This is a genomic window from Streptomyces sp. NPDC045021, from assembly GCF_056432645.1.
The window spans coordinates 212,450-237,902 of sequence record NZ_JBWKIQ010000013.1 but is presented as its reverse complement, the minus strand read 5'-3'; the positions used below and the strand labels follow the sequence as shown (position 1 = coordinate 237,902).

The 25,453-nt window shown below is 70.8% G+C and carries 23 protein-coding genes; 8 read left to right on the top strand and 15 right to left on the bottom strand.

Annotated elements, in window-relative coordinates; all coding sequences use genetic code 11:
• Positions 1–26 precede the first annotated feature (26 nt).
• The 4 genes from AC07DC_RS33130 to AC07DC_RS33115 form a co-directional block, all read right to left on the bottom strand.
• The gene (locus AC07DC_RS33130) at positions 27–2,384 is read right to left on the bottom strand and encodes a SpoIIE family protein phosphatase (protein ID WP_478918180.1); all 2,358 of its coding nucleotides are present in this window, start codon (positions 2,382–2,384) and stop codon (positions 27–29) included.
• Positions 2,317–2,985 carry a class I SAM-dependent DNA methyltransferase gene (locus tag AC07DC_RS33125; RefSeq protein WP_478918179.1) on the bottom strand — a complete coding sequence of 223 codons (669 nt, stop codon included), beginning with the start codon at positions 2,983–2,985 and terminating at the stop codon, positions 2,317–2,319. Before AC07DC_RS33125 ends, AC07DC_RS33130 begins: the two co-directional genes overlap by 68 nt.
• Positions 2,986–3,132: 147 nt before the next feature.
• Positions 3,133–3,810, bottom strand: a complete 678-nt coding sequence (gene fomD / locus AC07DC_RS33120) for a cytidylyl-2-hydroxypropylphosphonate hydrolase (protein ID WP_478918178.1) — start codon at positions 3,808–3,810, stop codon at positions 3,133–3,135.
• A gap of 23 nt (positions 3,811–3,833) precedes the next feature.
• Positions 3,834–5,240 carry a class II fumarate hydratase gene (locus AC07DC_RS33115; protein WP_478918177.1) on the bottom strand — a complete coding sequence of 469 codons (1,407 nt, stop codon included), beginning with the start codon at positions 5,238–5,240 and terminating at the stop codon, positions 3,834–3,836.
• Between the two features lie 120 nt (positions 5,241–5,360).
• Here AC07DC_RS33115 and AC07DC_RS33110 point away from each other — a divergent pair, with 120 nt between their 5' ends.
• Positions 5,361–6,884: a ricin-type beta-trefoil lectin domain protein gene (locus AC07DC_RS33110; RefSeq protein ID WP_478918176.1), complete on the top strand. Its 1,524-nt coding sequence runs from the start codon at positions 5,361–5,363 to the stop codon at positions 6,882–6,884.
• Between the two features lie 361 nt (positions 6,885–7,245).
• Here AC07DC_RS33110 and AC07DC_RS33105 read toward each other — a convergent pair whose 3' ends face one another.
• The gene (locus tag AC07DC_RS33105) at positions 7,246–8,904 is read right to left on the bottom strand and encodes a fumarate hydratase (RefSeq protein WP_478918175.1); all 1,659 of its coding nucleotides are present in this window, start codon (positions 8,902–8,904) and stop codon (positions 7,246–7,248) included.
• Positions 8,905–9,093: 189 nt separating this feature from the next.
• Here AC07DC_RS33105 and AC07DC_RS33100 point away from each other — a divergent pair, with 189 nt between their 5' ends.
• Together AC07DC_RS33100 and AC07DC_RS33095 are read left to right on the top strand one after the other, a co-directional pair.
• Positions 9,094–9,762, top strand: coding sequence for a DUF1707 SHOCT-like domain-containing protein (locus AC07DC_RS33100; protein ID WP_478918174.1), 669 nt, complete (start codon positions 9,094–9,096; stop codon positions 9,760–9,762).
• Positions 9,763–10,113: 351 nt separating this feature from the next.
• Positions 10,114–10,464: a WhiB family transcriptional regulator gene (locus AC07DC_RS33095; protein ID WP_138358599.1), complete on the top strand. Its 351-nt coding sequence runs from the start codon at positions 10,114–10,116 to the stop codon at positions 10,462–10,464.
• Positions 10,465–10,612: 148 nt separating this feature from the next.
• Here AC07DC_RS33095 and glpX read toward each other — a convergent pair whose 3' ends face one another.
• Positions 10,613–11,644 (bottom strand): class II fructose-bisphosphatase, encoded by a 1,032-nt coding sequence (gene glpX / locus AC07DC_RS33090; protein WP_478918173.1) that lies wholly within the window; start codon positions 11,642–11,644, stop codon positions 10,613–10,615.
• Positions 11,645–11,839: 195 nt separating this feature from the next.
• Between glpX and AC07DC_RS33085 the strand changes: the two genes are divergently transcribed.
• The gene (locus AC07DC_RS33085; protein WP_478918208.1) at positions 11,840–12,358 is read left to right on the top strand and encodes a DUF4245 domain-containing protein; all 519 of its coding nucleotides are present in this window, start codon (positions 11,840–11,842) and stop codon (positions 12,356–12,358) included.
• A 152-nt stretch (positions 12,359–12,510) separates the two neighbouring features.
• Here the strand turns inward: AC07DC_RS33085 and AC07DC_RS33080 are convergent, their stop codons facing one another.
• The 4 genes from AC07DC_RS33080 to AC07DC_RS33065 form a co-directional block, all read right to left on the bottom strand.
• Positions 12,511–13,107, bottom strand: a complete 597-nt coding sequence (locus tag AC07DC_RS33080; protein WP_478918172.1) for a malonic semialdehyde reductase — start codon at positions 13,105–13,107, stop codon at positions 12,511–12,513.
• Positions 13,108–13,271: 164 nt separating this feature from the next.
• A complete protein-coding gene (locus AC07DC_RS33075; protein ID WP_478918171.1) occupies positions 13,272–13,493 on the bottom strand; it encodes an exodeoxyribonuclease VII small subunit in 222 nt (73 codons plus the stop codon).
• 9 nt (positions 13,494–13,502) lie between these two features.
• On the bottom strand, positions 13,503–14,729 hold the full coding sequence (gene xseA, locus AC07DC_RS33070) for an exodeoxyribonuclease VII large subunit (RefSeq protein WP_478918170.1): 1,227 nt from the start codon (positions 14,727–14,729) through the stop codon (positions 13,503–13,505).
• A gap of 129 nt (positions 14,730–14,858) precedes the next feature.
• Positions 14,859–16,262, bottom strand: a complete 1,404-nt coding sequence (locus AC07DC_RS33065; RefSeq protein ID WP_478918169.1) for an APC family permease — start codon at positions 16,260–16,262, stop codon at positions 14,859–14,861.
• Positions 16,263–16,373: 111 nt separating this feature from the next.
• On the opposite strand from AC07DC_RS33065, the gene AC07DC_RS33060 reads away from it, so the two are divergent.
• Together AC07DC_RS33060 and ppgK are read left to right on the top strand one after the other, a co-directional pair.
• On the top strand, positions 16,374–17,369 hold the full coding sequence (locus tag AC07DC_RS33060; RefSeq protein ID WP_478918168.1) for a 4-hydroxy-3-methylbut-2-enyl diphosphate reductase: 996 nt from the start codon (positions 16,374–16,376) through the stop codon (positions 17,367–17,369).
• Between the two features lie 30 nt (positions 17,370–17,399).
• A complete protein-coding gene (gene ppgK, locus AC07DC_RS33055) occupies positions 17,400–18,137 on the top strand; it encodes a polyphosphate--glucose phosphotransferase (protein ID WP_478918167.1) in 738 nt (245 codons plus the stop codon).
• Here the strand turns inward: ppgK and AC07DC_RS33050 are convergent.
• Positions 18,058–18,696, bottom strand: a complete 639-nt coding sequence (locus tag AC07DC_RS33050) for a DUF6542 domain-containing protein (protein WP_478918166.1) — start codon at positions 18,694–18,696, stop codon at positions 18,058–18,060. The two genes, ppgK and AC07DC_RS33050, sit on opposite strands and share 80 nt — an antisense overlap.
• A gap of 175 nt (positions 18,697–18,871) precedes the next feature.
• On the opposite strand from AC07DC_RS33050, the gene ychF reads away from it, so the two are divergent.
• The gene (ychF, locus tag AC07DC_RS33045) at positions 18,872–19,960 is read left to right on the top strand and encodes a redox-regulated ATPase YchF (protein ID WP_138358617.1); all 1,089 of its coding nucleotides are present in this window, start codon (positions 18,872–18,874) and stop codon (positions 19,958–19,960) included.
• 90 nt (positions 19,961–20,050) lie between these two features.
• On the opposite strand, the gene AC07DC_RS33040 is transcribed toward ychF, so the two are convergent.
• Positions 20,051–20,881 carry an alpha/beta fold hydrolase gene (locus AC07DC_RS33040; RefSeq protein WP_478918165.1) on the bottom strand — a complete coding sequence of 277 codons (831 nt, stop codon included), beginning with the start codon at positions 20,879–20,881 and terminating at the stop codon, positions 20,051–20,053.
• Between the two features lie 139 nt (positions 20,882–21,020).
• Positions 21,021–22,118 (bottom strand): DUF6777 domain-containing protein, encoded by a 1,098-nt coding sequence (locus AC07DC_RS33035; RefSeq protein ID WP_478918164.1) that lies wholly within the window; start codon positions 22,116–22,118, stop codon positions 21,021–21,023.
• Positions 22,119–22,427: 309 nt separating this feature from the next.
• Between AC07DC_RS33035 and AC07DC_RS33030 the strand changes: the two genes are divergently transcribed.
• Positions 22,428–23,735, top strand: coding sequence for a streptophobe family protein (locus AC07DC_RS33030; protein WP_478918163.1), 1,308 nt, complete (start codon positions 22,428–22,430; stop codon positions 23,733–23,735).
• A 98-nt stretch (positions 23,736–23,833) separates the two neighbouring features.
• On the opposite strand, the gene AC07DC_RS33025 is transcribed toward AC07DC_RS33030, so the two are convergent.
• Positions 23,834–24,847: a serine/threonine-protein kinase gene (locus AC07DC_RS33025; RefSeq protein WP_478918162.1), complete on the bottom strand. Its 1,014-nt coding sequence runs from the start codon at positions 24,845–24,847 to the stop codon at positions 23,834–23,836.
• Positions 24,844–25,452, bottom strand: coding sequence for a hypothetical protein (locus tag AC07DC_RS33020; RefSeq protein WP_478918161.1), 609 nt, complete (start codon positions 25,450–25,452; stop codon positions 24,844–24,846). Before AC07DC_RS33020 ends, AC07DC_RS33025 begins: the two co-directional genes overlap by 4 nt.
• Between the last annotated feature and the right edge of the window lies 1 nt (position 25,453).

Here is a 25,453-nt window from a genome sequence, read left to right as displayed (position 1 = left end):
CGGCACCCGGGCCCGGGTGCCGGGGACTACGGAATCGCCAGCTCGAACCAGACCACCTTGCCGGCGCTCAGCCGCGTGGCCCCCCACCGCTGGGCCATCCTGCTGACGAGGTACAGCCCGCGGCCGCCCTCGTCCTGCGGCTGGGCGTGCCGCATCTGCGGCAGCAGCGGTGCGTCGTCGCCGACCTCGCAGCGCAGCACGTCGGTACGGAGCAGCCGCAGCGTGATGGGTCGCTCGGCGTACCGCACGGCGTTGGTGACGATCTCGCTGACCAGCAGCTCGGTCGGCTCGATCAGGTGCTCCAGGTCCCAGCGGCGCAGCGCCTGGCGGGCGAGCCGGCGGGCCCGGCCGGCGGTCTGCGGCTGCGGCTCCAGGTACCAGTAGGCGACATCGCTCGGCGAGATCCCGTCGAAGCGGGCCGCGAGCAGCGCGATGTCGTCGTCGCGGTCGCCGGGGCCGAGGATCTCCAGGATCTCGTCGCAGAGCGGTTCCAGCGGCGGCGGCGACAGCACGGTCGCGGCGTCGTGCAGCCGCTCGCGCAGCAGCTCGATGCCGCCCCACACGTCACGCGTCCGGGACTCGACGAGGCCGTCGGTGTACAGCACGAGGGTCGCGCCGGCGGGCGCCGGCAGCTCGACCGCCTCGAACGGCACCCCGCCGACGCCGATCGGCGCGCCCGGCGGTACCCGCAGCACCTCGGCCAGGCCGTTGGCGTGCAGCAGGATCGGCGGCGGATGTCCCGCGTTGGCGACGACCAGGCGGTGCGCGATCGGGTCGTAGACCGCGTACACGCAGGTCGCCATGCGGTCGCTGCCGAGCCGCTGGGCCTGCTCGTCCAGGTGGTAGAGCACCTCCTGCGGCGCCAGGTCGAGGCCGGCGAGGGTCTGCACGGTGGTCCGCAGCTGGCCCATGATCGCCGCCGAGGTCATGGAGTGGCCCATGACGTCGCCGACCACGAGCGCGACCCGGCTGCCGGGCAGCGGGATCGCGTCGTACCAGTCGCCGCCGACCCGGGCCGATTCGGCGGCCGGCAGATAGCGGCTGGCGAGGCGGACCCCGGTGGGCTGCGGCAGGGAGTCGGGCAGCATCTCGCGCTGCAGGGCGTCCGCGATGTACGCCTCGCGGCCGTACAGCACCGCCTTGTCGACGCCGAGCGCCGTGTGGGTGGCGAGCTGGGCGGCGACCAGCAGGTCGTCGGATTCGAAGGGCGGCCGGTCGGGGCGGCGCAGCAGCACGGCGGCGCCGATGACCCGGCGGCGGCCGCGCAGCGGGGCGAGTATCGCGCGCCGGCCGGTCGGCAGGACGGGCGGGTGCGGCAGCCCCTCGTTGCGGGTGGCGCCGGGCTCGGGGTGTAATCCGGGCCGTTCACCGGTCCGGGACGCGCCGACGGAGGCCGACGGCCCCTCGCCGAAGCGCAGCAGTTCCTCCAGCGCGGCGGCCGACTGCGGGGACTCCGCGAAGACCGGGCGTACACCGCGCAGCACCTCGGCGAGCGGTCCGTCCAGCCGGACGAGCGTGCTCTCGGCGGCGCCGCCGTAGGCGGGCTCGGCGGGCACCGGGGGCAGCGCGGTGCCGACGTAGGACTGCCCGCTGGGCTCGTCCAGGCCGCCGTCCGCGCGCCGCAGCCGCAGCACGAGCGGCCCGGACGGCCGTTCGTCGCCGACCGGCAGCGGGTCGCGGAGGTAGACCAGGATCGCGTCGGCGAAGGCGGGCACCGCGGAGCGGCACAGGCCCAGCAGGATCTCGTCGAGGTCCAGACCGCGGGCGATGCGCCGGGTGGCCGCCCCGACGTACCGCAGCCGCTCGGCCTCCGAGCCGGAGGAGCCCGCTGTGCGGTTGTCGAGGGTGCCGGAGGCGCCGGACGGGGTGGGGAGGGCGGAGGCCGCGGGTGCGGCCGTCGCGGGGGTGGGGGCGGGCGTCGCCACCGGTTCGTCGTGGCGCGGATGGCCGGCGGGCTCCATGGCGGCGCCCGCGGGGCCCTGGGTGCCGCGCGGCGGGGTGCTCGCGAACGACGCGTCGGCTCCCGGGTCGCGCCGGGGCGCGCCCGCGGCCTTCGCCGCCCGCCGGTCCCGTGCGGAACCGTTGTCGGGCAGCTTCTGGGGTGGCGAGGCGGGCTGGTCCTCCCGTTCGGCGCCGGCGGGCCGTTCGGAGCCCGGGGGCAGGCGGAAGCCGCCGCGCGGGTCTGGCAGCGGTGCCGGCAGTGCGGCATCCGGTCCCGGTTGCCGCGCCGGGGGCGGGGGCGTGCGATCCGTGGTCACGCGAGTCGTTCCATCCGGTTGTGCGCCACGCGCTGGCCGCGGCGGGGATTGGGCCGTGTCAGGCGCGTCGTCGGCAGTAGAGGAAGAGCTGCTCCTCCGGCGGCACGTCGGTGCTCGCCGGTGCATAGGCGTACGACTCCTCCTCGATCACCTCGAAGCCCGCGTCCGCCACTACCTGGTGCAAATCATCCCGTAGATAACCGGATACCCGGATGGTGTTACCAAGGAACGGGATTGCGAAGTCGTCCACATCCGCTTCGACCATCGAGAGGATGAAGAGACCCGCGGGCTCCAGCAGATCATGAATGGCGCTCAATGCGTAGGGAATCTCCGCGCGCGGCAACATCAGCAGCGAGAAGAACGCCGCGATCCCGTCGAAACGTCCGAGGTCGAGGAGGCCGCCGGGGCGCAGGTCGGCGATGTCGCCCTGGTGGAACTCGGCCTGCGGCACGTACTGCGCGGCCAGCGCGAGCATCCCGGCGGAGAGATCGACGCCGACCACCCGGTGCCCGGCCTCGGCGAGCTGCCGGGTGCTGGGCAGGCCGGTTCCGCACCCCAGGTCGAGTACCCGCGATCCGGCGGGCAGCGACTCGGCGAGCCACCGGCCCGCGGTGAGCTGGCCGTCCTTGTGGGGAAACGCCTCGTCGTACCGGTCGCCGATCGCGTCGAACGCCTCGGCCTGGCCGCTGCGGTCCCGCTTTATGTCCTCGTAGCCGCCGGTTCCCACTGCCTCGGTCCTCCTAGATGCGCGTGGCTTGGTGCGCGTGGCTTGATGACTTGGCGTCAGGCTCTGGGTCGTGGTTCGGAATTGCGCAGTGTTGCGGAGCACGATCCTACGTTTGACGACCCGGGGCGCATCAAGGGGCTCACGAGGTCACTTTGCCGGACGGTTCCAGTCGTCAGGGAGTGACGGTACCGGCCAGCGGGGATCCGGGCGCCAGTCCTCCCAGCCGTCCCGGAAGGGCCGGCCCCAGGACCGGATGACCCCCGTCGCCTGCAGTCCGGCCGACCGTACCCGCTCGGCCCGTTCGGCCGGCATAAGGCCCGCGAGCTGCGCCTGAGCGAACTCGTCCTCGTCCAGCCAGTGCCAGCTGCGGTCCGGGCGGACCGCGATGTCCAGGAAGTGGTCCTCCGAGTCCAGACCGCCGGACCAGCGCCGGCGCGGCTCTTCCAGGTTCACGTACCAGTTCCTGAAATGCCAACTTTTGTCCCAGAAGAGCCAGACCGACCACGGCTCGCCGGGGTGTGCGATCTTCAGCACACCCGAGCCCCACCACTGCTCGACGCGCGTAGTGCGCGGCTTGAGATAGCGGGTGGCGAGCGGCTCGCGGTGGATGGGCGAGCCATCGGTGAGCACCGGCTTCACGCACGCGGTGCCGGGCGCCATCCAGACGGCGAGCAGCTCGGCGTCATCGCGCACGACGGTCACCGGGCGGCAGATGTGCACCTCGTCGGTGCCGTTGCCCCGATAACGCCACAACACTTGCTCACCCGGCGACCAGTAGCCGCTGGTGCTCGGCCCGTTTCCGTCAAGAAGAGTGTCGGCTGTCATGAACAGATCTTACGGATCAGCCCTTAAGGATGGGTCATGCGCAGCACATCCAGCGCCGCGTCCAGCTGCTCCTCGGTCAGTTTTCCGTTGTCGACGTAGCCCATTTCAATGACCACGTCCCGGATGCGCTTACGCTCCGCGACCGCCTTCTTGGCGACCTTGGCGGCCTCCTCGTAGCCGATGTACTTGTTCAGCGGGGTGACCACCGAGGGGGAGGACTCCGCGTACTCGCGGGCCCGCTCGACGTTGGCGGTGATGCCGTCGACCGTGCGGTCGGCGAGCAGCCGGGAGACGTTGGCGAGCAGCCGGACGGACTCCAGCACGTTCCTGGCGATGACCGGGAGCATCACGTTGAGCTCGAAGTTCCCGGCGGCGCCGGCCATCGTGATCGTCAGGTCGTTCCCGGCCACCTGGGCCGCGACCATCAGCACGGCCTCCGGGATCACCGGGTTGACCTTGCCCGGCATGATCGACGAGCCGGGCTGGAGGTCCGGGAGGTTGATCTCGGCCAGTCCGGTGCGCGGTCCCGACGCCATCCAGCGCAGATCGTTGGAGATCTTCGTCAGGCCGACCGCGACCGTCTTGAGCTGCCCCGACGTCTCGACGATGCCGTCCCGGGCGCCCTGCGCCTCGAAGTGGTCGCGGGCCTCGGTCAGCTGCAGCCCGGTGGTCCGCGCCACCTCGGCGATCACGGCGGCCGAGAAGCCGGGCGGGGTGTTGATGCCGGTGCCCACCGCGGTGCCGCCGAGCGGCAGTTCCGCCAGCCGGGGCAGCGCGCCGCGCAGCCGCTCGACGCCGTAGCGGACCTGGGCGGCGTAGCCGCTGAACTCCTGGCCCAGCGTGACGGGCGTGGCGTCCATCAGATGCGTACGGCCGGACTTCACGACGGCCGCGAACTCGGCCGCCTTGCGCTCCAGCGCCGCCGCGAGGTGGTCCAGTGCGGGGATGAGGTCGTGGGTGACGGCGGCGGTGGCCGCGATGTGGATGGACGAAGGGAAGACGTCGTTGGACGACTGGGACGCGTTGACGTGGTCGTTCGGGTGCACGTCGCGGCCAAGCCGCTCGGTGGCCAGCGTCGCGATGACCTCGTTGGCGTTCATGTTGGAGGACGTGCCGGAGCCGGTCTGGAAGACGTCGATGGGGAACTGGTCGTCCCAACGGCCGTCCGCGACCTCGGCCGCGGCTTCCTGGACGGCCTCGGCGATGTCCTTGTCCAGGACGCCGAGCCCGGCGTTCACCTTGGCGGCGGCCGCCTTGATCCGGGCCAGTGCCTCGATGTGCGCGCGCTCGATCCGCTGACCGGAGATCGGGAAGTTCGCCACCGCCCGCTGCGTCTGGGCCCGCCATTTCGCGTCCGCGGGCACCCGTACCTCACCCATCGAATCGTGCTCGATCCGGAAGGGCCGGTCCTTGGGCTGTTCCTCGGACATGGCTGGATTCCTTTCCTCGGCAACTCCTCGACAACATTCCCATTGTCGTACTACTTCCAAGTAACACCCATCAGTAGGACAGTGCCGTAGCCCATTTCATTCCTGTGGAAGGAGCGACGTATGCGCATGTCGAAAAAGAGACGTTGTCGTGCCGCCGGGACGGTTCTGGCCGTCCTGGCGACCGTCCTCGCGGGCGGTGCCGGTCTGACCACCACGGCCTCCGCGGCCCCGCAGAACAGCACCGTCAAGCCGCTCTCCGCCGACCTGGAGCAGATCCGCGCGGCCGAAGCCACCGCCCTGTACGGGGATTCGGCCATCCGGCCGATGGCCGACCGCAAGACCGGGCTGATCTCGCTGGGGGACAGCGAGATATCCGGCGAGGGTGTCGGCACCTACGAGGCGGGCACGGACGGCCCGACGAACTGGTGCCACCGCTCCCCGGACGCCGCGATCCACCGCACCGGCATCCCGGCCGACGAGACGTACAACGTCGCCTGCTCCGGCGCCTACACCGGCAACATCAGGATCGGCGGCAGCAAGCAGTACGCGGACGAGTTGGTGCAGAGCGACAACCTCGCCATCAAGGCCCGCAACACGAAGATCAAGATGGTGGTGCTGGTCGCGGGGGCCAATGACGACCTGCAGTTCGGACCCGTCATCACCGACTGCGTGGAGCGCTGGTTCCTGCTCCAGGGCAGCTGCGACTCCAAGTACGCGCCCGGCTGGCAGGCCCGCGTCGACGGACTGGTGCCCAAGGTCGAGGGGACCGTGCAGGACCTGCGGACGGTCATGCGCGACGCCGGCTACGCGGACGCCGACTACAAGCTCGTCGTGATGGGCTACCCCAGCCCGATGAGCCCCGACATCTACGACAACCCCAGCTTCCCCGGCAAGATCCCGGGCGGCTGCACCGGCTACGACGCGGACCTCGCCTGGGGCCGCAACTCCGCGGTGCCCGCCTTCGAGCTCGGCATGCGGCAGGCCGCCGAGGCCACCGGGGCGACGTACCTCGACAACTCCCGGCTCTTCCACGGGCATGAGGCGTGCACGGACAACACCTGGGCACGCGGCCTGGTCGTGAACATCACCAACCCGTTCCCGCCCGACGCCAACTCCGTACGCCAGTCCTTCCACCCCAACGCCCGCGGCCACGCCGCCTTCGCGTCGTGCCTGACCCAGCTCTACAACTCCGGCTACCAGGAAGCCGGTTGCGCCGACCCGGCCGGCACCGGAACCCCGGTGCTCCACCAGGGCGCCTGGGACGACGCGTTCAAGCCGGTCACCAACGCGGCCACCGGCCAGTGCATGGACGCCAACGGCGGCTCGTCGCGGAACAACACCGCGCTGCTCGGCTGGAGTTGCCACGGCGGCCGCAACCAGTCCTTCGCCTACGACACCCAGTACCAGTCGCTGCACATCGCGCTCAGCCAGGACCGGTGCATGGACGTGCCGGCCTCGAACTACAGTGCCGGAACCGGCCTCATCCTGTGGGACTGCCACGGCGGCACCAACCAGCGGTTCACCATGACGTCGGGCACGATCCGCCCCGTGGCGGCCACCGGTCTGTGCGTGACCCAGAGCGCCGCGAGTTCGCCGCTGAAACTGGCGGCCTGCGACGGCTCCGCGAGCCAGCGCTTCGCGTAACGGCTCGCAACGAAAACACGAACGGGCCCCGCCGAAGGAGCGGCGGGGCCCGTACGTGCTGTCAGGTGTGGGGCGTCAGCCGCGGCGGCCGATGGAGAGCACCGGGCCCGACGGGTCGGTAAAGCCGAAGATTGCCGCAGTGACTGGTCTTCGCGCGCGGGACGGAAAGGACTGGGCGGAGATCGCCACGGTGGATTACAAGATTCCAGCTCGGCGGCGGAGGAATAGTGGCCCCGATGAACAGGCTGGGTCTGCAGAAGGGGTAACTTCGCAGAACATTTAGCCCATCAGCGGCACAAGCTCACAGAGCCCCCGGCAACCGCCGGGGGCTCTGTGACTGCGGGCTCGTGCCGGTTCGGGGCTACTTGGGCGAACGCATCGGGATGCTCGTGATGAAGGTCTGCGAGGGCTCCAGCGAACTGAAGAAGTCGTTGCCCTTGTCGTCGACGACGATGAACGCGGGGAAGTCCTCCACCTCGATCTTCCAGACCGCTTCCATGCCCAGCTCCGCGTACTCCAGGACGTCGACCTTCTTGATGCAGTCCTGGGCGAGCCGCGCGGCCGGGCCGCCGATCGAGCCGAGGTAGAAACCGCCGTGCGCCTTGCACGCGTCGGTCACCTGCTTCGAGCGGTTGCCCTTGGCGAGCATGACGAACGATCCGCCGGCCGCCTGGAACTGCTCGACGTACGCGTCCATCCGACCTGCGGTGGTGGGGCCGAACGAACCGGAGGCGAAGCCCTCGGGGGTCTTGGCCGGGCCCGCGTAGTAGACGGGGTGGTCGTGCAGGTACTGCGGCATGGACTCGCCCGCGTCCAGCCGCTCCTTGATCTTGGCGTGCGCGATGTCGCGGGCCACGACGAGCGTGCCGGACAGCGACAGCCGGGTCTTGACCGGGTACTTGGACAGCTCGGCGCGGATGTCCGCCATCGGTCGGTTGAGGTCGACGCGGACCACGTCGTCGTCCAGGTGCTCGTCCGTGGTCTCCGGCAGGAAGCGCGCCGGGTCGGTCTCCAGCTGCTCCAGGAAGACGCCCTCGGCGGTGATCTTCGCGACGGCCTGCCGGTCGGCCGAGCAGGACACCGCGATGGCGACGGGCAGCGACGCGCCGTGCCGGGGCAGCCGCACCACACGCACGTCGTGGCAGAAGTACTTGCCGCCGAACTGCGCGCCGATGCCGATCTTCTGCGTCAGCTCGAAGACCTTCTCCTCCAGGCCCTTGTCCCGGAAGCCGTGCCCGTCGGGGGAGCCCTCGCCGGGCAGCTCGTCCAGGTAGTGCGCGGAGGCGTACTTGGCGGTCTTCAGCGCGAACTCGGCGCTGGTGCCGCCGACCACGATCGCCAGGTGGTACGGCGGGCAGGCCGCGGTACCCAGCGAGCGGATCTTCTCCTCCAGGAACTTCATCATGGAGGCCTCGTTGAGGACCGCCTTCGTCTCCTGGTAGAGGAACGACTTGTTGGCGCTGCCGCCGCCCTTCGCCATGAACAGGAACTTGTACGCGCCGCCGTCGGTCGCGTACAGCTCGATCTGCGCCGGCAGGTTCGAGCCGGTGTTCTTCTCGTCCCACATGGTCAGCGGGGCCATCTGCGAGTACCGCAGGTTGAGCTTGGTGTACGCGTCGTAGATGCCGTGCGACAGCGCCGCCTCGTCACCGCCGGAGGTCAGCACGTTCTGGCCGCGCTTGCCCATCACGATCGCCGTGCCGGTGTCCTGGCACATCGGCAGCACGCCGGCCGCCGCGATGTTCGCGTTCTTCAGCAGGTCCAGCGCGACGAAGCGGTCGTTCGGCGACGCCTCGGGGTCGTCGAGGATCCGCCGCAGCTGGATGAGGTGGGCCGGCCGCAGGTAGTGCGAGATGTCGTGCATCGCCTCGGCGGCGAGCGTGCGCAGCGCCTCCGGCTCGACCTTGAGGAAGGTGCGCCCGTCCGCCTCGAAGGTGCTCACACCCTCGGAGGTGATCAGCCGGTACGGCGTCGTGTCCTCGCCGAGCGGGAGGAGATCCGTATAGGAGAACTCGGGCATTTGGGGGGCTTCCTCACTCGGCTGCGTCATTCGGCTGCGTCGACGTCCCCCAGCTACCGCTGGGAGGTGCCCCCACAGCTACCGCTGGGAGGTGCCCTCATAGCGTAGAACTCGGCAGCGGTCCGATTGGTGTGAGGTGCGGCTCACTCGCACTAGTCGCGATCTATCGCGTTTGTGTACGGTGGGCGGGTGGATGAATCGCAGCTCCAGAAGAAGTCGCAGCAGCCGGTGTCGACGCACAAGCCGACCACCGAAGCGGAGCTGCGCGCGTCCGATGCCGACCGTGACCGCATTTCCGACATTCTCCGCGACGCGCTGGCCGAGGGCCGGTTGAGCGCGGAGGAGCACTCGGAACGCCTTGACCACGTCTACGCCGCCAAGACCCTGGGCGAGCTGGAACCGCTGGTGCGGGACCTGCCGGCGACCCGGGAGGGCGGCCCGCGGCCGCTCGCGCCGCTCGCCGATCCGTCCTCGCCCGTCGTGGCCGAGAACCTCGTGGCCGTCTTCGGCGGCGCCGCCCGCAAGGGGCGCTGGCTCGTCGGCCGGCGCACCAATGCCTTCGCCTGTTTCGGCGGCGTGGAGATCGACCTCACCGAGGCCGTCTTCCAGCACCAGCAGATCGTGATCAATGCCACCGCCATCTTCGGCGGCGTCGAGGTACGCGTCCCGGAGAACGTCACTCTGCGTGGCAGTGGAACCGGCATCTTCGGTGGTTTCGAGGTCAAGGCCTATGAGGCCCCGGATCCGAACGCCCCGGTCGTCATCGTCACCGGCACTGCCATCTTCGGCGGCGTCGAGGCGAAGGCGAAGCGCGGCAAACGGCTCAAGGAATGGATCAACAAGCGCCTCGACGGGTAAGGATCGGGTCGTCCCACTCCCGCAGCATGCCGCGCGTTTACGCCATGCATGGTGCGGGTTTACGCCCCGCGCGAGCTGGCTGGTTTTGGCCACTGGCCAGTGTTCATCAGGGGTGTTGTTCGGTGGTCCGGATCGGACGATCGCCCATGCGCGCCTTTGTCGGACGAATGTTCGACTGAGAGGGCCTGGCGGCGAACACGGTCCGCATGAACACGCGCACAGCGGGTAGGGCTTCGACCACGTCACTCGCCTGGTTTCCTCCCCGTTGTGACCCCTGGAATAACACGCGTGGAGCACACCCGCGGTGACGGGCAAGGGTGACAAACGCCGAGCCGTCGTCAGGAGTATCCCGTGCTTCAACCGATCGAGCCCGTCAAGGACACTGCCCTCCCGCCGAGTCACCCACGGGATCTGGCAGGCCCATGGCACTCGGAGGCGGCGTGCCGCAGTGATGAGGCGGGATTGTTCTTCGCCCCGTCCAAAGAGCCGACAGCGGCGCGGCTGTCCCGTGAGGAGAACGCCAAGCGGGTGTGCGCCCGCTGCCCGGTGATGCTGGAATGCCGGGAACACGCACTGCGTCAGCCCGAACCGTACGGCGTGTGGGGTGGCCTGACCGCTGCCGAACGCCGGGTGGTTCTCGCCCGCAGGCGCCGCCGCGAGGCGGAGCTGCCGCGGACGGACCGGATCGCCGCCGCCGGCTGAGCATGCGAACGGGCCGGGTCCGCCGCGTCAGTCGGCGGGCCCGGCCCGTTCGTGCGTCCGCCGCCCTCGCGCCTGCCCGGGGCGCTCAGCGGCGATTCAGTGGGTGCTCAGCAGGTGCTGAGCAGGTGCTGAGCAGGTGCGCCAGGTCTCAGCGCGCGCGGTCGAAGTCGATCGCGCTGTACGCGCGCAGCTTCGACAGCCGGTGCGTGGAGGAGATCTGCCGGATCGTGCCGGACTTGGAGCGCACCACCAGCGATTCGGTGGTGGCGGTCTCGGCGCGGTAGCGGACGCCCTGGAGCAGCTCGCCGTCCGTGATGCCGGTCGCGACGAAGAACACGTTCTCCCCGCTGACCAGGTCGTTGGTGTGCAGCACGCGGTCCAGGTCGTGGCCCGCGTCGATCGCCCGCTGCCGCTCGGCCTCGTCCTTCGGCCACAGCCGGCCCTGGATCGTGCCGCCGAGGCACTTGATGGCACAGGCGGCGATGATGCCTTCCGGCGTGCCGCCGATGCCCATCAGCATGTCCACGCCGGTGCCGTCGCGTACGGCCATGATGGCGCCCGCGACATCGCCGTCCGCGATGAACTTGATCCGTGCGCCGGTCTCCCGGATCTCCTTGACCAGCCCGTCGTGGCGCGGCCGGTCGAGGATCATGACGGTGACGTCCTCGGGCGCGCTGTGCTTGGCCTTGGCGACCCGGCGGATGTTCACCGACGCGGGCGCCATGATGTCGACGTAGTCGGCGGCCTCGGGGCCGGTGACCAGCTTGTCCATGTAGAACACGGCCGACGGGTCGTACATCGTGCCGCGGTCGGCGACGGCGAGCACGGCCACCGCGTTGGACATGCCCTTGGCGGTGAGCGTGGTCCCGTCGACCGGGTCCACGGCGACGTCGCACTCCGCACCGGTGCCGTCGCCGATCCGCTCGCCGTTGTAGAGCATGGGGGCGTCGTCCTTCTCGCCCTCACCGATGACGACGACGCCGTTCATCGAGACGGTGGAGACGAGCGTGCGCATCGCCTTCACCGCGGCGCCGTCCGCGCCGTTCTTGTCACCACGGCCGACCCAGCGACCGGCGGCCATGGCGGCGGCCTCGGTCACCCGGACGAGTTCCAGGGCGAGGTTGCGATCAGGGGCCTCGGGACTCACTTCGAGCTGGGGCGGCAAATGCTGTTCGGTCATCACAGCGCACCTTTCTGTACGAGGACGGCCGGAAAAGAGGGTGCTGTGACCTTATCGGGTCATCGCGAATATGAGCAGGGCGCACGTCACATGAGCGGCGCGTCGCCGGGCCGGGACGGCCGCCCCTTGGCCTGGGCGGCCGACCCCCGGGCCTGGGCGCCTTCCGGCATGAGGGACCATAGGGGCGTGGCAAACATGCGTGGCAAGCAGACGGTGCGGGACCTGGTGCTGTCGATGTTGGTGCTCGGCGTCGTCGTCGCGGTCATCTACGTGTTCATCCCGCACGACTCCAACGCCGACCCGGTCGTGCCCATCGGCTTCCAGACCGAGCTGAGCCAGGCGAGGCGCGACGCGCCCTTCCCGGTGGCCGCGCCCGAGGGGCTCGGCAAGGACTGGCGCGCGACCACGGTCACCTACGACGCCAAGAACGCCGCGGCCGTCGAGTGGCACCTCGGCTTCGTCGACCCGCAGAACGAGTACGCGTCCGTGGAGCAGGGCAACGGCCCGTCGGGGAAGTTCATCGCGGACAAGAGCAAGCGCGCCGTGCGGGACGGGAACCGTACGGTCACCGTCGCCGGCGTCACGTGGGACCGGTACAAGGGCCCGAAGTACAACGCGCTGGTGCGGGTGGAGAAGGGTGTCACCACGATGATCACCGGCACCGCCCCCGACGACCAGCTCGCCGAACTGGCAGCCGCGCTCAAGACGTCCTGACGGCTTCCCGCTGTCCGGTTCCTTGCTGCTTCCTGCTGCCGCTTCCTGCCAACCGCTTCCCCCGTTGCCCGGCCCTGTGATGTCCGGTTCCGGACGCGCGAACGCCGGGCGGCCCCTGACGGGCGCCCGGCGTTCGGGAGTGTGCGGGGAGATCAGACGGTCGTGACGACCTCGTCGTAGGCCAGACGGGGGCTGCGGGTCGGGAACCAGGAGTCGGTGCCCGGCTTGCCGATGTTCACCACGGCGAGGACCGAGTGCTCACCGTCGGAGAAGAACTCCTTGTCGATGCCCGCGGCGTCGAAGCCGGTCATCGGGCCGGCGGCCAGGCCGGCGGCGCGGATGCCCAGGATGAAGTAGCCGGCCTGCAGCGAGCCGTTCAGGGTGGCGGCCTGCTCGCGCACGGAACGCTCGGAGAAGAAGAGGTCCTTCGCCTGCGGGAAGTGCGGGAACTGGGTCGGCAGCTCCTCGTGGAACTCGTTGTCCGCGGCGAGGATCGCGACCAGCGGGGCGCTGGAGGTCTTCGCCTGGTTGCCCTCGGCCATGTGCTTCACGAGGCGCTCGCGGCCCTCCGCGGAACGCACCAGGACGATACGCAGCGGCTGCTGGTTGAACGCGGTCGGCGCGTACTTGACGAGGTCGTAGATCGCCTGGATCTGCTCGTCGGTCACGGGCTCGTCGGTGAAGGTGTTGGCCGTACGGGCCTCACGGAAGAGCAGGTCCTGGGCGGAAGCGTCGAGTACGAGAGACATGGGAACCTCTTACGGAATCGTGGCAATTTGCGCCGATCGGGCACGTCGCGAACACTCTCATCAACCTGTGTGAAAGTTCAACGATTCCTGGCTCCGGCGTGACGCTCGTCACATCACCTGCGGATCGACCGTGCCTCGAGCCGTCAACAGACCGCCCTGCCACGTCACTCGGCGACGGACTCCTCGTCCTGACCCTCGGCGAGCGCCGCGTCCAGCCGGGCCCGCGCGCCCTCCAGCCAGCGCCGGCACACCCGCGCGAGCTCCTCGCCGCGCTCCCAGAGGGCCAGCGACTCCTCCAACGTCGAGCCGCCGGCCTCCAACCGCCGTACGACATCGACGAGCTCGTCCCGGGCCTGCTCGTATCCCAGCGTGTCCTGTTCTGCCATGGTCACACCCTAGGCCGGAGGTACGACAGCGCCGGTGACCTTCACCATGAACGCACCGCCGGAGACCCGGGCCCGCAACTCGTCCTCCGCCGCCACCTCGTCCGGCCCGCGCACCACGGAACCGTCCGCGCGCTGCAGTACCGCGTAGCCGCGCTGCAGGGTCGCGGCGGGGGAGAGCGCCACCACCCGCGCCCGGGTGTGCTCCAGTTCGCCGTCCGCCCGGTCCAGCAGATGCCGCAGCGTCCGGCGGCTGCGGTCCAGCAGCGCGTCGACCTGCTCCTCGCGGTGCTCGACCATCGTGTGCGGCCGGGCCATCGACGGTCGGCTCAGCGCCGCGTCCAGGCCGCGCTGCTCGCGGTCGAGCAGACCGGTCACCACCCGCAGCGCCCGCAGCCCCAGGTGCTCGACCCGGGTCAGCTCCTCGCCCACGTCCGGGACCACCCGCTTCGCCGCGTCCGTCGGGGTCGAGGCCCGCAGGTCCGCCACCAGGTCCAGCAGCGGCGAGTCCGGCTCGTGCCCGATCGCCGACACGACCGGGGTGACGCAGGCGGCCACCGCCCGCACCAGCTGCTCGTCGGAGAACGGCAGCAGGTCCTCCACGCTGCCGCCGCCGCGCGCCACGATGATCACGTCGACCTCGGGGTGCGCGTCCAGCTCGCGCACCGCCTCCACCACCCGGGGCACCGCCTGCGCGCCCTGCACCGGCACATTGCGCACCTCGAAGCGGACGGCGGGCCAGCGCAGCCGCGCGTTCTCCAGCACATCGCGCTCCGCGGCCGAGGCGCGGCCGGTCACCAGCCCGATGCACTGCGGAAGGAAGGGCAGCGACCGCTTCCGGTCCAGCGCGAACAGACCCTCCGCCGCCAGCGACTTCTTCAGCTGCTCCAGCCTGGCCAGCAGCTCCCCGACGCCGACCGGCCGGATCTCCGTCGCGCGCAGCGACAGCTGCCCGCGCGGCCCGTACCACTCCGGCTTGGCGAACAGCACGACGCGGGCGCCCTCGCCGACCACATCCGCGATCTGGTCGAAGACCGCCCGGAAGCACGTCACGGAGATCGAGATGTCGTGCGACGGGTCGCGCAGCGTCAGGAACACCACGCCCGCACCCGGGCGCCGCGACAGCTGGGTGATCTGTCCTTCCACCCAGACGGCGCCGAGCCGGTCCACCCACCCGCCGATCAGCCGCGACACTTCGCCGACGGGGATCGGCGTATCCGCCGACGTACTCAGAGCCATGGCCCGAGCGTATCGGCCGCCGCCGACAGCGGGATTTCATTCCGGCCGTACCGCGCGCGGCTGCTCCCCTGCTGGCGCGAGCGGTACTGCGCGCGGCTCCTGCCCTGCTGCCACGCGGCTCCTGCTCTGCTACCGCCCGGCCGCGGTCCGCCGTCCGGAGAGCTGCGCGGCCAGCACGATGAGGCCGACGGCCAGCCAGATCGCCCCGACGACCTGGGCGGAGCCCGCGGCCTCGACGATCACGGCAACGGTGATCGCGAGGCCGAGCAGCGGAACGACGATGTGGCGCAGCACGTCCGGCGGCCCCTCCCGGCGCCGCACGGCGAACCAGCCGACGACCGACAGGTGCAGCAGTGAGAAGGCGGTGAGCGCGCCGATGTCGACGACGGAGACGAGCCGGTCCAGGCCGTCGTCGCGGCGCGCCGCCCAGACCGCGGCGACCAGGGTGACGGCCGCGGCGAGCAGCAGCGCCCGCCGGGGCACCCCGCTGCCCGCGTCGACCTTGGACAGCGGCCCCGGCAGGCGCCGGTCGCGGGCCATCGCGAAGAGCAGCCGGCCGGCGGCGGCCTGCCCGGCGAGAGCCGCGAAGGCCGCGCCGATGGCCTTGCTGACGGCGACGAGGTCGTGCAGCCAGCCGCCGACGGCCGCGTCGACGGTGTCGTAGAAGGCGGATCCCTGGCCGGCCGGTTTCGCCGCCAGCTCGGCCGCGGACATCGGGGCGAGCAGCGCCGCCAGGTACGTCTGCACGATGAACAGGACACCCGCCATGACGAGGCAGAACAACACCGCCCGCGCGACCTTCGCCGAGCCGCCCGCCGCCTCCTCGGCGAAGGAGGCGATGGCGTCGAACCCCAGATAGGACAGCACCGCGACGGAGACGGCGCCCAGCACCGCCCCCAGGGAGAACGCGCCCTGGCCGGAGAAGGGCGAGGCCCAGCCGCGCTGTGCGCCGTCGGTGGCGAGCACCACGATCGCGGAGACCACGAAGATCAACAGCACCACGATCTCCAGGGCGAGCACGAGGAAGCCGACGGTGGCGGCGGCCCGCACCCCCCACAGGTTGAGTCCGGTCGTCACCACGACCGCGATCGTCGTCCACACCCACTGGGACACCGACGGCACCAGCGCGTGCAGCGCGATGCCGGAGAAGAGATAGGCCACCGCGGGGATCAGCAGGTAGTCGAGCATGGCCATCCAGCCGGCGATGAAACCGGGACCCTCGCCGAGCCCGGCCCGCGCGTAGGCGAAGACCGAGCCGGCCTGCGGGACGACCCGCACCATCTGCGCGTAGCTGAACGCGGTGAACGCCATCGCGGCCGTGGCGAACACGTAGACCAGCGCGACCGCCCCGTGCGACTTGGCGTCCAGCGCGCCGAAGACACCGACGGGCGCCATCGGGGCGATGAACAGCAGCCCGTAGACCACCAGGTCACGGAAGCCGAGGCTGCGCCGCAGGGTGCCGCCGTCGGTCCCGGCCTGCGCCTGGGCCGGAGCCGGGGGGCCGGGCGGGGGAGCGGGCGTCGGTGCGCTCATGCCCCTCAGCTTGCGCGAACCGTGCCGCGCCCACGAACGGAGCGGGGCCGGGTGGGCGCTCTCCGCGTGCCGCCGGGCAGCCTTCCTCGGACCGGACGCACGCCCCGTACCATGGCTGGCATGACTGCTACGACTGCCCGACGTGTCCTGCTCGCGGCCCCCCGCGGATACTGCGCGGGCGTGGACCGCGCCGTGATCACCGTCGAGAAGGCGCTGGAGCAGTACGGAGCGCCGATCTACGTTCGCAAAGAGATCGTGCACAACAAGTACGTGGTGCAGACCCTGCAGAAGAAGGGCGCGATCTTCGTCGACGAGACGGAGGAGGTGCCAGAGAACGCCATCGTGATCTTCTCGGCGCACGGCGTCGCCCCGGTCGTCCACGAGGAGGCCGCGCAGCGCAGCCTGGCCTCGATCGACGCGACGTGCCCGTTGGTCACCAAGGTGCACAAGGAAGCCGTCCGGTTCGCGAACGAGGACTACGACATCCTGCTGATCGGCCACGAGGGCCACGAAGAGGTCGTCGGCACCATGGGTGAGGCCCCGGAGCGCATGACGCTCGTCGACGGCCCATCCGACGTGGCGAACGTCCAGGTCCGCGACGAGAGCAAGGTCGTCTGGCTCTCCCAGACCACGCTCTCCGTCGACGAGACGATGGAGACCGTCGACGCCCTCAAGGAGCGCTTCCCCAACCTGATCAGCCCCCCGAGCGACGACATCTGCTACGCCACGCAGAACCGCCAGGTCGCGGTGAAACAGATCGGCGCGGAGGCTGAGCTGGTCATCGTCGTCGGCTCCAAGAACTCGTCGAACTCCGTACGGCTGGTCGAGGTCGCCCTGCAGGCCGGCTCCAAGGCCTCGTACCTGGTCGACTTCGCCGACGAGTGCGACGAGGCGTGGCTGGAGGGCGTGACCACGGTCGGCGTCACCTCGGGCGCCTCCGTCCCGGAGATCCTCGTCGAGGGAGTGCTGGACTGGCTGGCCGAACGCGGCTTCGGCGATGTGGAGATCCTCCGGTCGGCGGAGGAGAGCATCGTGTTCTCGCTGCCGAAGGAATTGCGGCGCGACCTGCGTGCGGAGACCGCCCCCGGGGCAGTTGCTGAGGGGTGAGCCGAACGGTTCACGCTTAGCGTGGAGGTCATGAACGTGTTCGGCGTGGACATCGGCGGAACAGGCATCAAGGGCGCTCCGGTCGATCTGGAGCGCGGTGATCTCGCGGAAGTGCGCTGCAAGGTGTCCACTCCGCACCCGGCCACCCCCGAGGCCGTGCTCACTGGCGTCCAGCAGGTCGTGGAGCATTTCGGCTGGTCGGGCCCGGTCGGGGTGACCTTCCCCGGGGTCGTGGTGGACGGGGTGACCCGAACCGCGGCCAACGTCGACTCAAACTGGATCGGCAAGGACGCCCGCGCCCTGATCTCGGAGCGGCTGGGCATGCCGGTGGCCGTCCTGAACGACGCGGACGCGGCCGGTATCGCCGAGATGACGTTCGGCGTCGGCCGGGGCCGCGGCGGGACGGTGATCCTGCTGACGCTGGGCACCGGCATCGGCAGCGCCGTCTTCGTCGACGGGCACCTGCTGCCCAACACCGAGCTGGGCCATCTGGAACTGCACGGTCATGACGCGGAGAAGCGCGCGTCGGTCAAGGCCCGCGAGGAGGACGACCTCAGCTGGGAGCACTGGGCGCACCGGCTGACGAAGTACCTCGCCCATGTGGAGATGCTGTTCTCGCCCGACCTGTTCGTGATCGGCGGCGGGGTGAGCCGCAAGGCGGAGAAGTTCCTGCCGCTGATCGAGGGGATCAGCGCCGAGATCGTCCCTGCTGCTCTGCAGAACAACGCGGGGATCGTGGGCGCCGCCATGACCGCTGCAAAGCTCTGACGCCGACGATCCCGGCGGCCAGCAGCGTGCCGGTGTAGAGCCAGCCGGTCAGCAGCGCCAGCCCGGTGAACATGCCCAGCAGGTGGCCGACGAAGCCGCCGCCGTTGTCGTCGCCGGTCAGCGCGATGGCGGTGGCGAACGCGATGGGGGCGGCGATCGGCGCCGCCACCAGGTCGTACGGCCGCACATACAGCGCCGCCGTGACGCACACCGCGACGAAGACCAGCCCGAAGAAGACCCCGGGCCCGTCGAAGAGCAGCGCGTCCAGCGCCCCGCCCGCCACCGTGACCACGACGGTCAGCAGCCCCGTCCCCAGCCCGGTGAGCTTCGGCTGCGCCTGCGGGAGCCGCACGATCCTGGCGAGCGCCGCGATCCCGGGCAGCAGCCCGGCCAGCGGTCCCTGTCGTGCCGACCGGTAGACCACCGAACCCCCCACCGTGCCCGTGGGGCGGGCCGGCCTGGGCAGCCGGGGCCTGCCCTGGGCGTCGTTTCTGCTGCCGTTGCCGATGTCGTTTTTGGTGCCGTTCCTGGTACCGGTGCGCGCACTGTGTTGCTCCACCCACTCAAAGTAGGCGGACGACCCCGGTCATACCCTGGCAGGACACGCCTTTGATCGCTCCTTGGCCTTCTGTTCGACGGCGACGGGTCGGGCCCGCGCTCGCCCCGTAGACTGGTGGATCGGTCCCTGGACCACCTCCACTCTCCTCGCTCCTCTCGTTACGGGAAGTCGCCACGTGTCGCTCACGATCGGAATCGTCGGTCTGCCGAATGTCGGCAAGTCGACCCTTTTCAACGCCCTGACCAAGAACGACGTGCTGGCGGCCAACTACCCGTTCGCCACCATCGAGCCGAACGTCGGCGTCGTCGGGGTCCCCGACCCCCGGCTGGCCCAGCTCGCCAAGATCTTCGGCTCGCAGAAGCTACTCCCGGCCACGGTCGACTTCGTCGACATCGCGGGCATCGTGCGCGGCGCGAGCGAGGGTGAGGGCCTGGGCAACAAGTTCCTGGCGAACATCCGCGAGTCCGACGCGATCTGCCAGGTCATCCGGGCCTTCAAGGACGAGAACGTCGTCCACGTCGACGGCAAGGTCTCGCCGAAGGACGACATCGAGACGATCAACACCGAGCTGATCCTCGCGGACATGCAGTCCGTCGAGAAGGCCGTCCCGCGGCTCACCAAGGAGGCCCGCCTCCAGAAGGAGAAGGCCGCCGTCCTCGCCGCGGTCCTGGACGCCCAGAAGATCCTCGAAGAGGGCCGCACCCTCTACGCCGCCGGCATCCACGCCGGCACCGAGCAGGGCCGGCTCCTGCACGAGCTGCACCTGCTCACCGTCAAGCCCTTCCTCTACGTCTTCAACGTGGACGAGGACGAGCTGACCGACGAGGACTTCAAGAACGAGCAGCGCGCGCTCGTCGCCCCCGCCGAGGCGATCTTCCTGAACGCCAAGATCGAGGCCGAGCTGATCGAGCTCGACGACGAGGAAGCCCTCGAACTCCTGCAGTCCATGGGCCAGGAGGAGCCCGGTATGGCCGTCCTCGGCCGCGTCGGCTTCGACACCCTCGGCCTGCAGACGTACCTCACCGCCGGCCCCAAGGAAACCCGCGCCTGGACCATCAAGAAGGGCGCCACGGCCCCCGAGGCGGCCGGTGTGATCCACACCGACTTCCAGCGCGGCTTCATCAAGGCCGAGATCGTCTCCTTCGACGACCTCGTCGCCTGCGGCTCCATCCCCGAGGCCCGCGCCAAGGGCAAGGCGCGCATGGAGGGCAAGGACTACGTCATGCAGGACGGCGACGTGGTCGAGTTCCGCTTCAACGTCTAGTCGATCCGACGAAGGCCGTTCGACCCGCCGTGGAGCGGGTCGGGCGGCCTTTGTGGTTTGTGCCGGTCCTGACCGGTGGCGGGCTGGAAATCACGGTGGGGTGGGAGTGCCGGGGCGGGTGATTCGGGTGGCGAAGACGGCGATGTCGGCTACGACGCGTGTGGGCTGTTCCCAGTGGACGACGTGTCCCGCGCCTTCGTAGGTGAGCAGGCGTGCGCCGTGGATGGCGTCCAGGATGATCTGCTGGTCGCTGCGCGGGAGGATGCTGTCCTGGTCGCCCCAGATGACGAGTGTCGGCACCAGGATGCCCGCGAGGGTCGCGCGGAGGTCGGCTTCGAGCACTCCGTTCAGGGTCTCTTTCCAGACGCGGGCGGGGACCTTGAGACTTTCGTCGATCATGGTCTCGAAGAATCCTCTGGCGACCGGGCCGGTCACGATGCCGGACATGAGGTTCTCGACGAACTCGCGGGGAACGGGGTCGGACAGGCCCTGGACGGTCTTGTTCACCTCGGCCGCCGCGGGCTTGTCCGCGAGCGTGGCCGGGACGCCGATCAGGACGAGGCCGGAGATCCGGTCGGGGTGGCTGCCCGCGACGATCCGTGCGGCCACGCCGCCGGTCGAGGATCCGACGAGAATGCAGCGGCCGATGCCCACGGTGTCGAGGAAGGCCACCAGGTCCGCGGCGAAGTCCTCGGGTGTGTAGCCGTCGGGGGGACGGTCGGCGTCGCCGTGGCCGCGCTGGGTCGGCGCGTAACCGTGCAGGGACGCCGGGAGACGTTGCAGGAGGGGCTCGAAGGACCACCAGGAGTCGGCGAGCCCGTGCACGAAGACCACCGGTGTGCCACCGGGGTAGCCCGCCTCGGCATAGGGCAGCGTGATTCTTTCCCGCACCACGGCGGACTTCAGGGAGATCACGGTCATGGCAGCTGCCTCCCTCCGCTCGGCCGCCCCGGTCCGCGAACCGGGCGTGGGAAGCGAGCGGCGATCATTTCCGACACTACCGATCAGTGGTGGGACCCGCTCTGCGACAAAGGGCCCGCTGAGCCGGCCCTGCTGTGCGTCAGGACGTGAGGGGCTCCGGGGCCGGGGCCGAGCTGGTGGGCGGGTTGGTGGTGGGGCTGGTCGTCGGGGTGGTGGGCGACGGCGAGGTGGAGGTCGAGGTCGACGGGGACGGCGACGTGGTGTGCGGCGACGGGGAGGTCGGACGCGGGGAGGACGAAGGCGTGGACGGGACGCTGCCCGGACGCCTCGTCAGCGTGTCCGTGGCGCCGGTGTCGCCCCTCGGGCGCTTGAACCACTGTTCCGTCTGCGCGTCGTAGAGGACGAAGACGTTCACCGTCTTCGCCGCGTCCTGGACGGTCACCACGTTGGAGGAGTCGTAGGACGGCCACGCCTGGCCGACCGTCTTCTCGGACTGCGTGGCTGCCACCGGCGGTTGGAGCGGGTTGCCGCAGGCGCAGCGCACCCGCGGCTCTCCGTGCGCGCCGACCAGGACGGCCGTGCCTGCCTGCAGCACCGACTGGTAGGTGGTGGCCTTGCCGGCCTGGAAGCCGTGATTGGTGACGCGGGTGTCCGTGCGCAGCTGCATGGGCGTCAGGGAGCGCAGATACGAGGGGATTTGGGACTGGGCGACGCCTTCGACGCCGGCGAAGGCCTGGGCCTTCGCCGGGTCGCTCGTCAGGAAGTCGATCTGCTTCTCGACGTCGCAGCTCGAGACGTTGAAGGTGCCGCCGTACAGGCCGGGCACCGACCCGTTCGCGGTTGTGGTGCCGTCGGTCCCGCTGGACAGCGGGCTGGGCATCGGGCTCGGCGAGGCGGGTGCGGAGGAGTCCTTGGCGGTCGATAGGGTGAAGGGGTCGGGGCCCTCGGCGGCTGCCGGTTGGAGGAACAGCTGAGCGGTCGGTTCGGACGTGCCCGCCTGGTCGGATTTCTTGTCCGGACGGGTGAGGAGGACGACCAGTGCCACGACCGCGACCAGGACGACCGCGATGAGGGCGACCCGGGGCGTGGAGCGCCACCAGGGCCGGTGGTCCCCGGGGCGGCCGTGGGGCGCCCCGCCCCCGTCGTGCCCGCCCCCGCCACCGCCGCCGCTCCCGCCGCCACCCCCGGGGCCGCCCGGCGTGTCTCCCTGCCCCGGAGGGGCGGGCTGCTGGGGCATGGCCTGTGTCGGATCCGACGGAGGCAAGGCCTGCGTCGGATCCGACGGCCGCGGCGCGGAGAGCGGACCCGAGGGTGGGCCGGTCGGGTGACTGTCGGGAGGCGGTGCAGATGTCACGAGTCCCTCTTCCGGCGCGCGGATCATCCGACGCAGTGAGAAATTTGCCCAGTAATCGTCCCTTTAGGGTCCATTGTGTGATCCGGTTCACTGTCGCCCGCAAGCGGGGTGAGGTGCCCGTGTCATTCGGTGATGAATGCAGTTGTTCACGAAAGTTGTCCGGAATTGCCTCCGTTCCCGGCAGGAGACAGCGTGCGTCAGACGCGAAGCCCCGCTCCCACCTCCCTCCGGGCCTGGGGGGAGGCCCTCGCCACGGCCGTGGCGGGGGCGGCCGTCATGCTCGTCGTGGCCGCGCTCGGCCTGTGGGCGGCGGGCGCGGGCGACCTTCCCGGCGGTGCGTTCCCCCGGGTGGTCGCGGCCGTGGTCGTCATGGCGGTCGGCGGTTCGGTCGAACTCTCCGGTGACGCCGGGTTCATCGCTCGGACGGACGCCGCCATCGACGTCGTCCCGCTGTCGGTGACGCTGGCCGGTGCCCTCGTGACCGCCGCCGTCTTCCTGCTGCCGCTGCGCGCCAGGGCGGTGACCGACGCCAGGGAAATGCTCGGCCGCGTCGCCCGGACGGCCGTGCTCTGGCTGCTGCTGCTCCTGCTGCTCGCCCTCGCGGCCCGCTACAGCTTCCGCATTTCCGTGGGCAACGGCATCGAGCAGGACATCGGCGAGGCGCTCGGCGCGACACCCACCGTCGGATTCCGCGCGAACGTCCCCGCCACCCTCGGCATCGGCCTCCTCTGGGTGCTGGCCGTGCTCGCGCTCGCCTTCATCGTCTCCCGGAAGGCACCGCTGCCCTCCCGGCTGCTGCACTTCCAGAACTCCGTCCGGCCGCCGGCCTTCGCGATGCTGCTGGTGCTGCTCGGCTACGTGGCGATCGGCCTGGTCGCCGGGGTGGTCTCGCTGGTCACGCACGGCCATCCGGCCGAGACCGTCGCCGTCCTGCTCCTCGGCCTGCCCAACCTGGTCTGGATCGCGCTGGGCCTCGGCATGGGAGGGATGTGGGAGGGGCACGTGGACCAGGCCATCGGGCTGCCCATGCCGCACGTGCTCGACCAGGTGCTCCGCAGCCAGGGCGTGGACCGGACCCTCGACATGAGCTCGATCGCGGCATACGACGGCCGGGCCTGGCTCCTGGTGGCCGTGGCCGCCGTGGCGCTGCTCGCCGCCGCCTTCGTCGCGGCGGTACGTTCCCCGGTCCGGACTCCGTCATGGCGGCACGCCCTGGAGATGGCCGTGGCCGCGGCGCTCACCATGCTCCTCGTCGGACTGGCCACCCGGATCCACGCGCACTACGGGCTGTCGTTGATCGGTATCGGAGACCTCGGCGGCGGCCTGGGCGGGGAGGTCTCCCTGGAAGCGCACCTCTTCCGGCTGGTGGGAGTGGCGGCGCTCTGGGGGTTGGTCACCGGGTTTCTCGGCAGCCGGCTGGCCCGGCACGTACGCCATCGGCCGGGCGACGTGCGGGACGCGGAGCCGGAGCAAGAAGGGAAGCCCGGACACGGAGCCTGAAGGGAAGCCCGACACGGGAGCCTGACGGGGAGTCGGACGCAAAGTGGCAGCTGGGGACGGCACGGCGGGCGGTGAGCCCCGGCTGCTAGAAGTGAGCCTCAGCCGGGGCGGGCCGGGAACACCGGCGCGGCCCAGCTCGGCGGCGGCGGGGGAGCCGCCGTCCGCTGCCGCGGCCCGTCCGCGCCCGCGTTCACCCGAGTGGCGGCATGGCCGGCCTGCGGACTTCCCGCCGCCCCGGCGCGGGCGGTCCGGCCGGCGGTCCGCAGTGCGGTGACGAACCCCCGGCAGGTCTCGTAACGGTTCTCGGGAGCCTTCGCCAGGGCCTTGCCCAGCACCGCGTCGGCGGCCTCCGGCAGGCCGGGGCGCAGCTCGGACAGGTCGGGCGGCGAATCGTACTGGTGCGCCCAGAGCAGCGCCATGTCGTCGTCGCGCCGGAACGGCGGCGCCCCGGTCAGCATCTCGAAGACGACACAGCCCAGGCTGTAGACGTCGCACCGGCCGTCCACCGGCCGGCCCGAGATCTGCTCGGGCGCCACGTAGTCCAGCGTGCCCACGAACTGCCCGACGCTGGTGAAGCCGGTCAGTGACAGCGACTTCTTCGTCAGGCCGAAGTCGGTCAGGTAGGCGTGCTCCGGACGGTCGCTGTCGGTGCCCTCGGCCAGCAGGATGTTGCCGGGCTTGACGTCCCGGTGGACGAGGTCGTGCGCGTGCGCGGCGTCCAGCGCCGAGGCCACCTGCAGGGCCACCCGGCAGGTCGTTTCCAGGGAGAGTGTTCCCTCCCGGTCGAGCAGCGCCCGCAGGTCGCTGCCCTCGACGTACCGCATGGCGATGTAGAGGACTCCCTCCGTCTCACCGGCCTCGAAGATCGGCACGATGTGCGGATGGTCGATGGCCGCCGCCACCCGCGACTCGTGGGCGAAGCGCTTGCGGAAGTTGTCGTTGCGGGCGAGTTCCGGCGCCAGCACCTTCACGGCCACGGTGCGGCCGAGCCGCAGGTCCCGCGCCCGGTAGACGACCGCCATACCGCCCCGGCCGATCTCGTCCTCCAGCTGGTACTCCGCGATCCGGTGGCCGCGCAGTCCGGATTCGGGCGAGGGCGCCCGGCCGCTCACCGGGGCTCACCGAACCGCGTCGGCGGGTGGCCGGTCGACGGGACGACACGGGTCTTCTCCGCTTCGGCGGCCGCCTCTTCGGGGTGGACGACCGCGGGTTCGCCCTCGCCCCCGGCCGAGGGCCGCTGCGAGGTGGCGAAGGTCCGCAGCGACACCCCGTCGCAGTAGCACCACCGCTCGTGCCGCGCGTCGTAGAGCCAGATCGCCTCGCCGTCCACGACCATGCCGACCCGCATCCCCCGCGTGCGCTCCCGGAACTCCTCGCCGTCCAGCCGCCCGGCGGCCAGTTCCTCGACGAGCCGACGGTAGCGGCCAACCTCGGCCTCTACGGTGGCCAGCAGCGGCCGGGGATCGGCGGTCCGTGCGGACGGCTGCCCGGCGGCGGGCGGTCCGTGCGGAACCGACACCAGCAGCCGGCCGTCCACCCACGCCGACCACCCGTTGGAGCACAGCGCCAGCGCCCAGTCCCCGCGGCGGTCGACGACCTGGACGGGCAGCAGCGGGTCCAGAGGCGCGATCGGCTGCGTCGCATCCGGGGCCGCCCAGGTCATCAGGCCCTCCGGCGGGACGACATGGGTGGGGAGGAAGTCCGGCGCGACAGTCACG

Coding starts and splice junctions, on each gene's coding strand:
- AC07DC_RS33130 (WP_478918180.1), bottom strand. CDS start 2,384: ATGCACCGGCGAGCACCGACGTGCCGCCGGAGGAGCAGCTCTTCCTCT.
- fomD (WP_478918178.1), bottom strand. CDS start 3,810: ATGACAGCCGACACTCTTCTTGACGGAAACGGGCCGAGCACCAGCGGC.
- AC07DC_RS33115 (WP_478918177.1), bottom strand. CDS start 5,240: ATGTCCGAGGAACAGCCCAAGGACCGGCCCTTCCGGATCGAGCACGAT.
- AC07DC_RS33110 (WP_478918176.1), top strand. CDS start 5,361: ATGCGCATGTCGAAAAAGAGACGTTGTCGTGCCGCCGGGACGGTTCTG.
- AC07DC_RS33105 (WP_478918175.1), bottom strand. CDS start 8,904: ATGCCCGAGTTCTCCTATACGGATCTCCTCCCGCTCGGCGAGGACACG.
- glpX (WP_478918173.1), bottom strand. CDS start 11,644: ATGACCGAACAGCATTTGCCGCCCCAGCTCGAAGTGAGTCCCGAGGCC.
- AC07DC_RS33085 (WP_478918208.1), top strand. CDS start 11,840: ATGCGTGGCAAGCAGACGGTGCGGGACCTGGTGCTGTCGATGTTGGTG.
- AC07DC_RS33080 (WP_478918172.1), bottom strand. CDS start 13,107: ATGTCTCTCGTACTCGACGCTTCCGCCCAGGACCTGCTCTTCCGTGAG.
- AC07DC_RS33075 (WP_478918171.1), bottom strand. CDS start 13,493: ATGGCAGAACAGGACACGCTGGGATACGAGCAGGCCCGGGACGAGCTC.
- xseA (WP_478918170.1), bottom strand. CDS start 14,729: ATGGCTCTGAGTACGTCGGCGGATACGCCGATCCCCGTCGGCGAAGTG.
- AC07DC_RS33065 (WP_478918169.1), bottom strand. CDS start 16,262: ATGAGCGCACCGACGCCCGCTCCCCCGCCCGGCCCCCCGGCTCCGGCC.
- AC07DC_RS33060 (WP_478918168.1), top strand. CDS start 16,374: ATGGCTGGCATGACTGCTACGACTGCCCGACGTGTCCTGCTCGCGGCC.
- ppgK (WP_478918167.1), top strand. CDS start 17,400: ATGAACGTGTTCGGCGTGGACATCGGCGGAACAGGCATCAAGGGCGCT.
- AC07DC_RS33040 (WP_478918165.1), bottom strand. CDS start 20,881: ATGACCGTGATCTCCCTGAAGTCCGCCGTGGTGCGGGAAAGAATCACG.
- AC07DC_RS33035 (WP_478918164.1), bottom strand. CDS start 22,118: ATGCCCCAGCAGCCCGCCCCTCCGGGGCAGGGAGACACGCCGGGCGGC.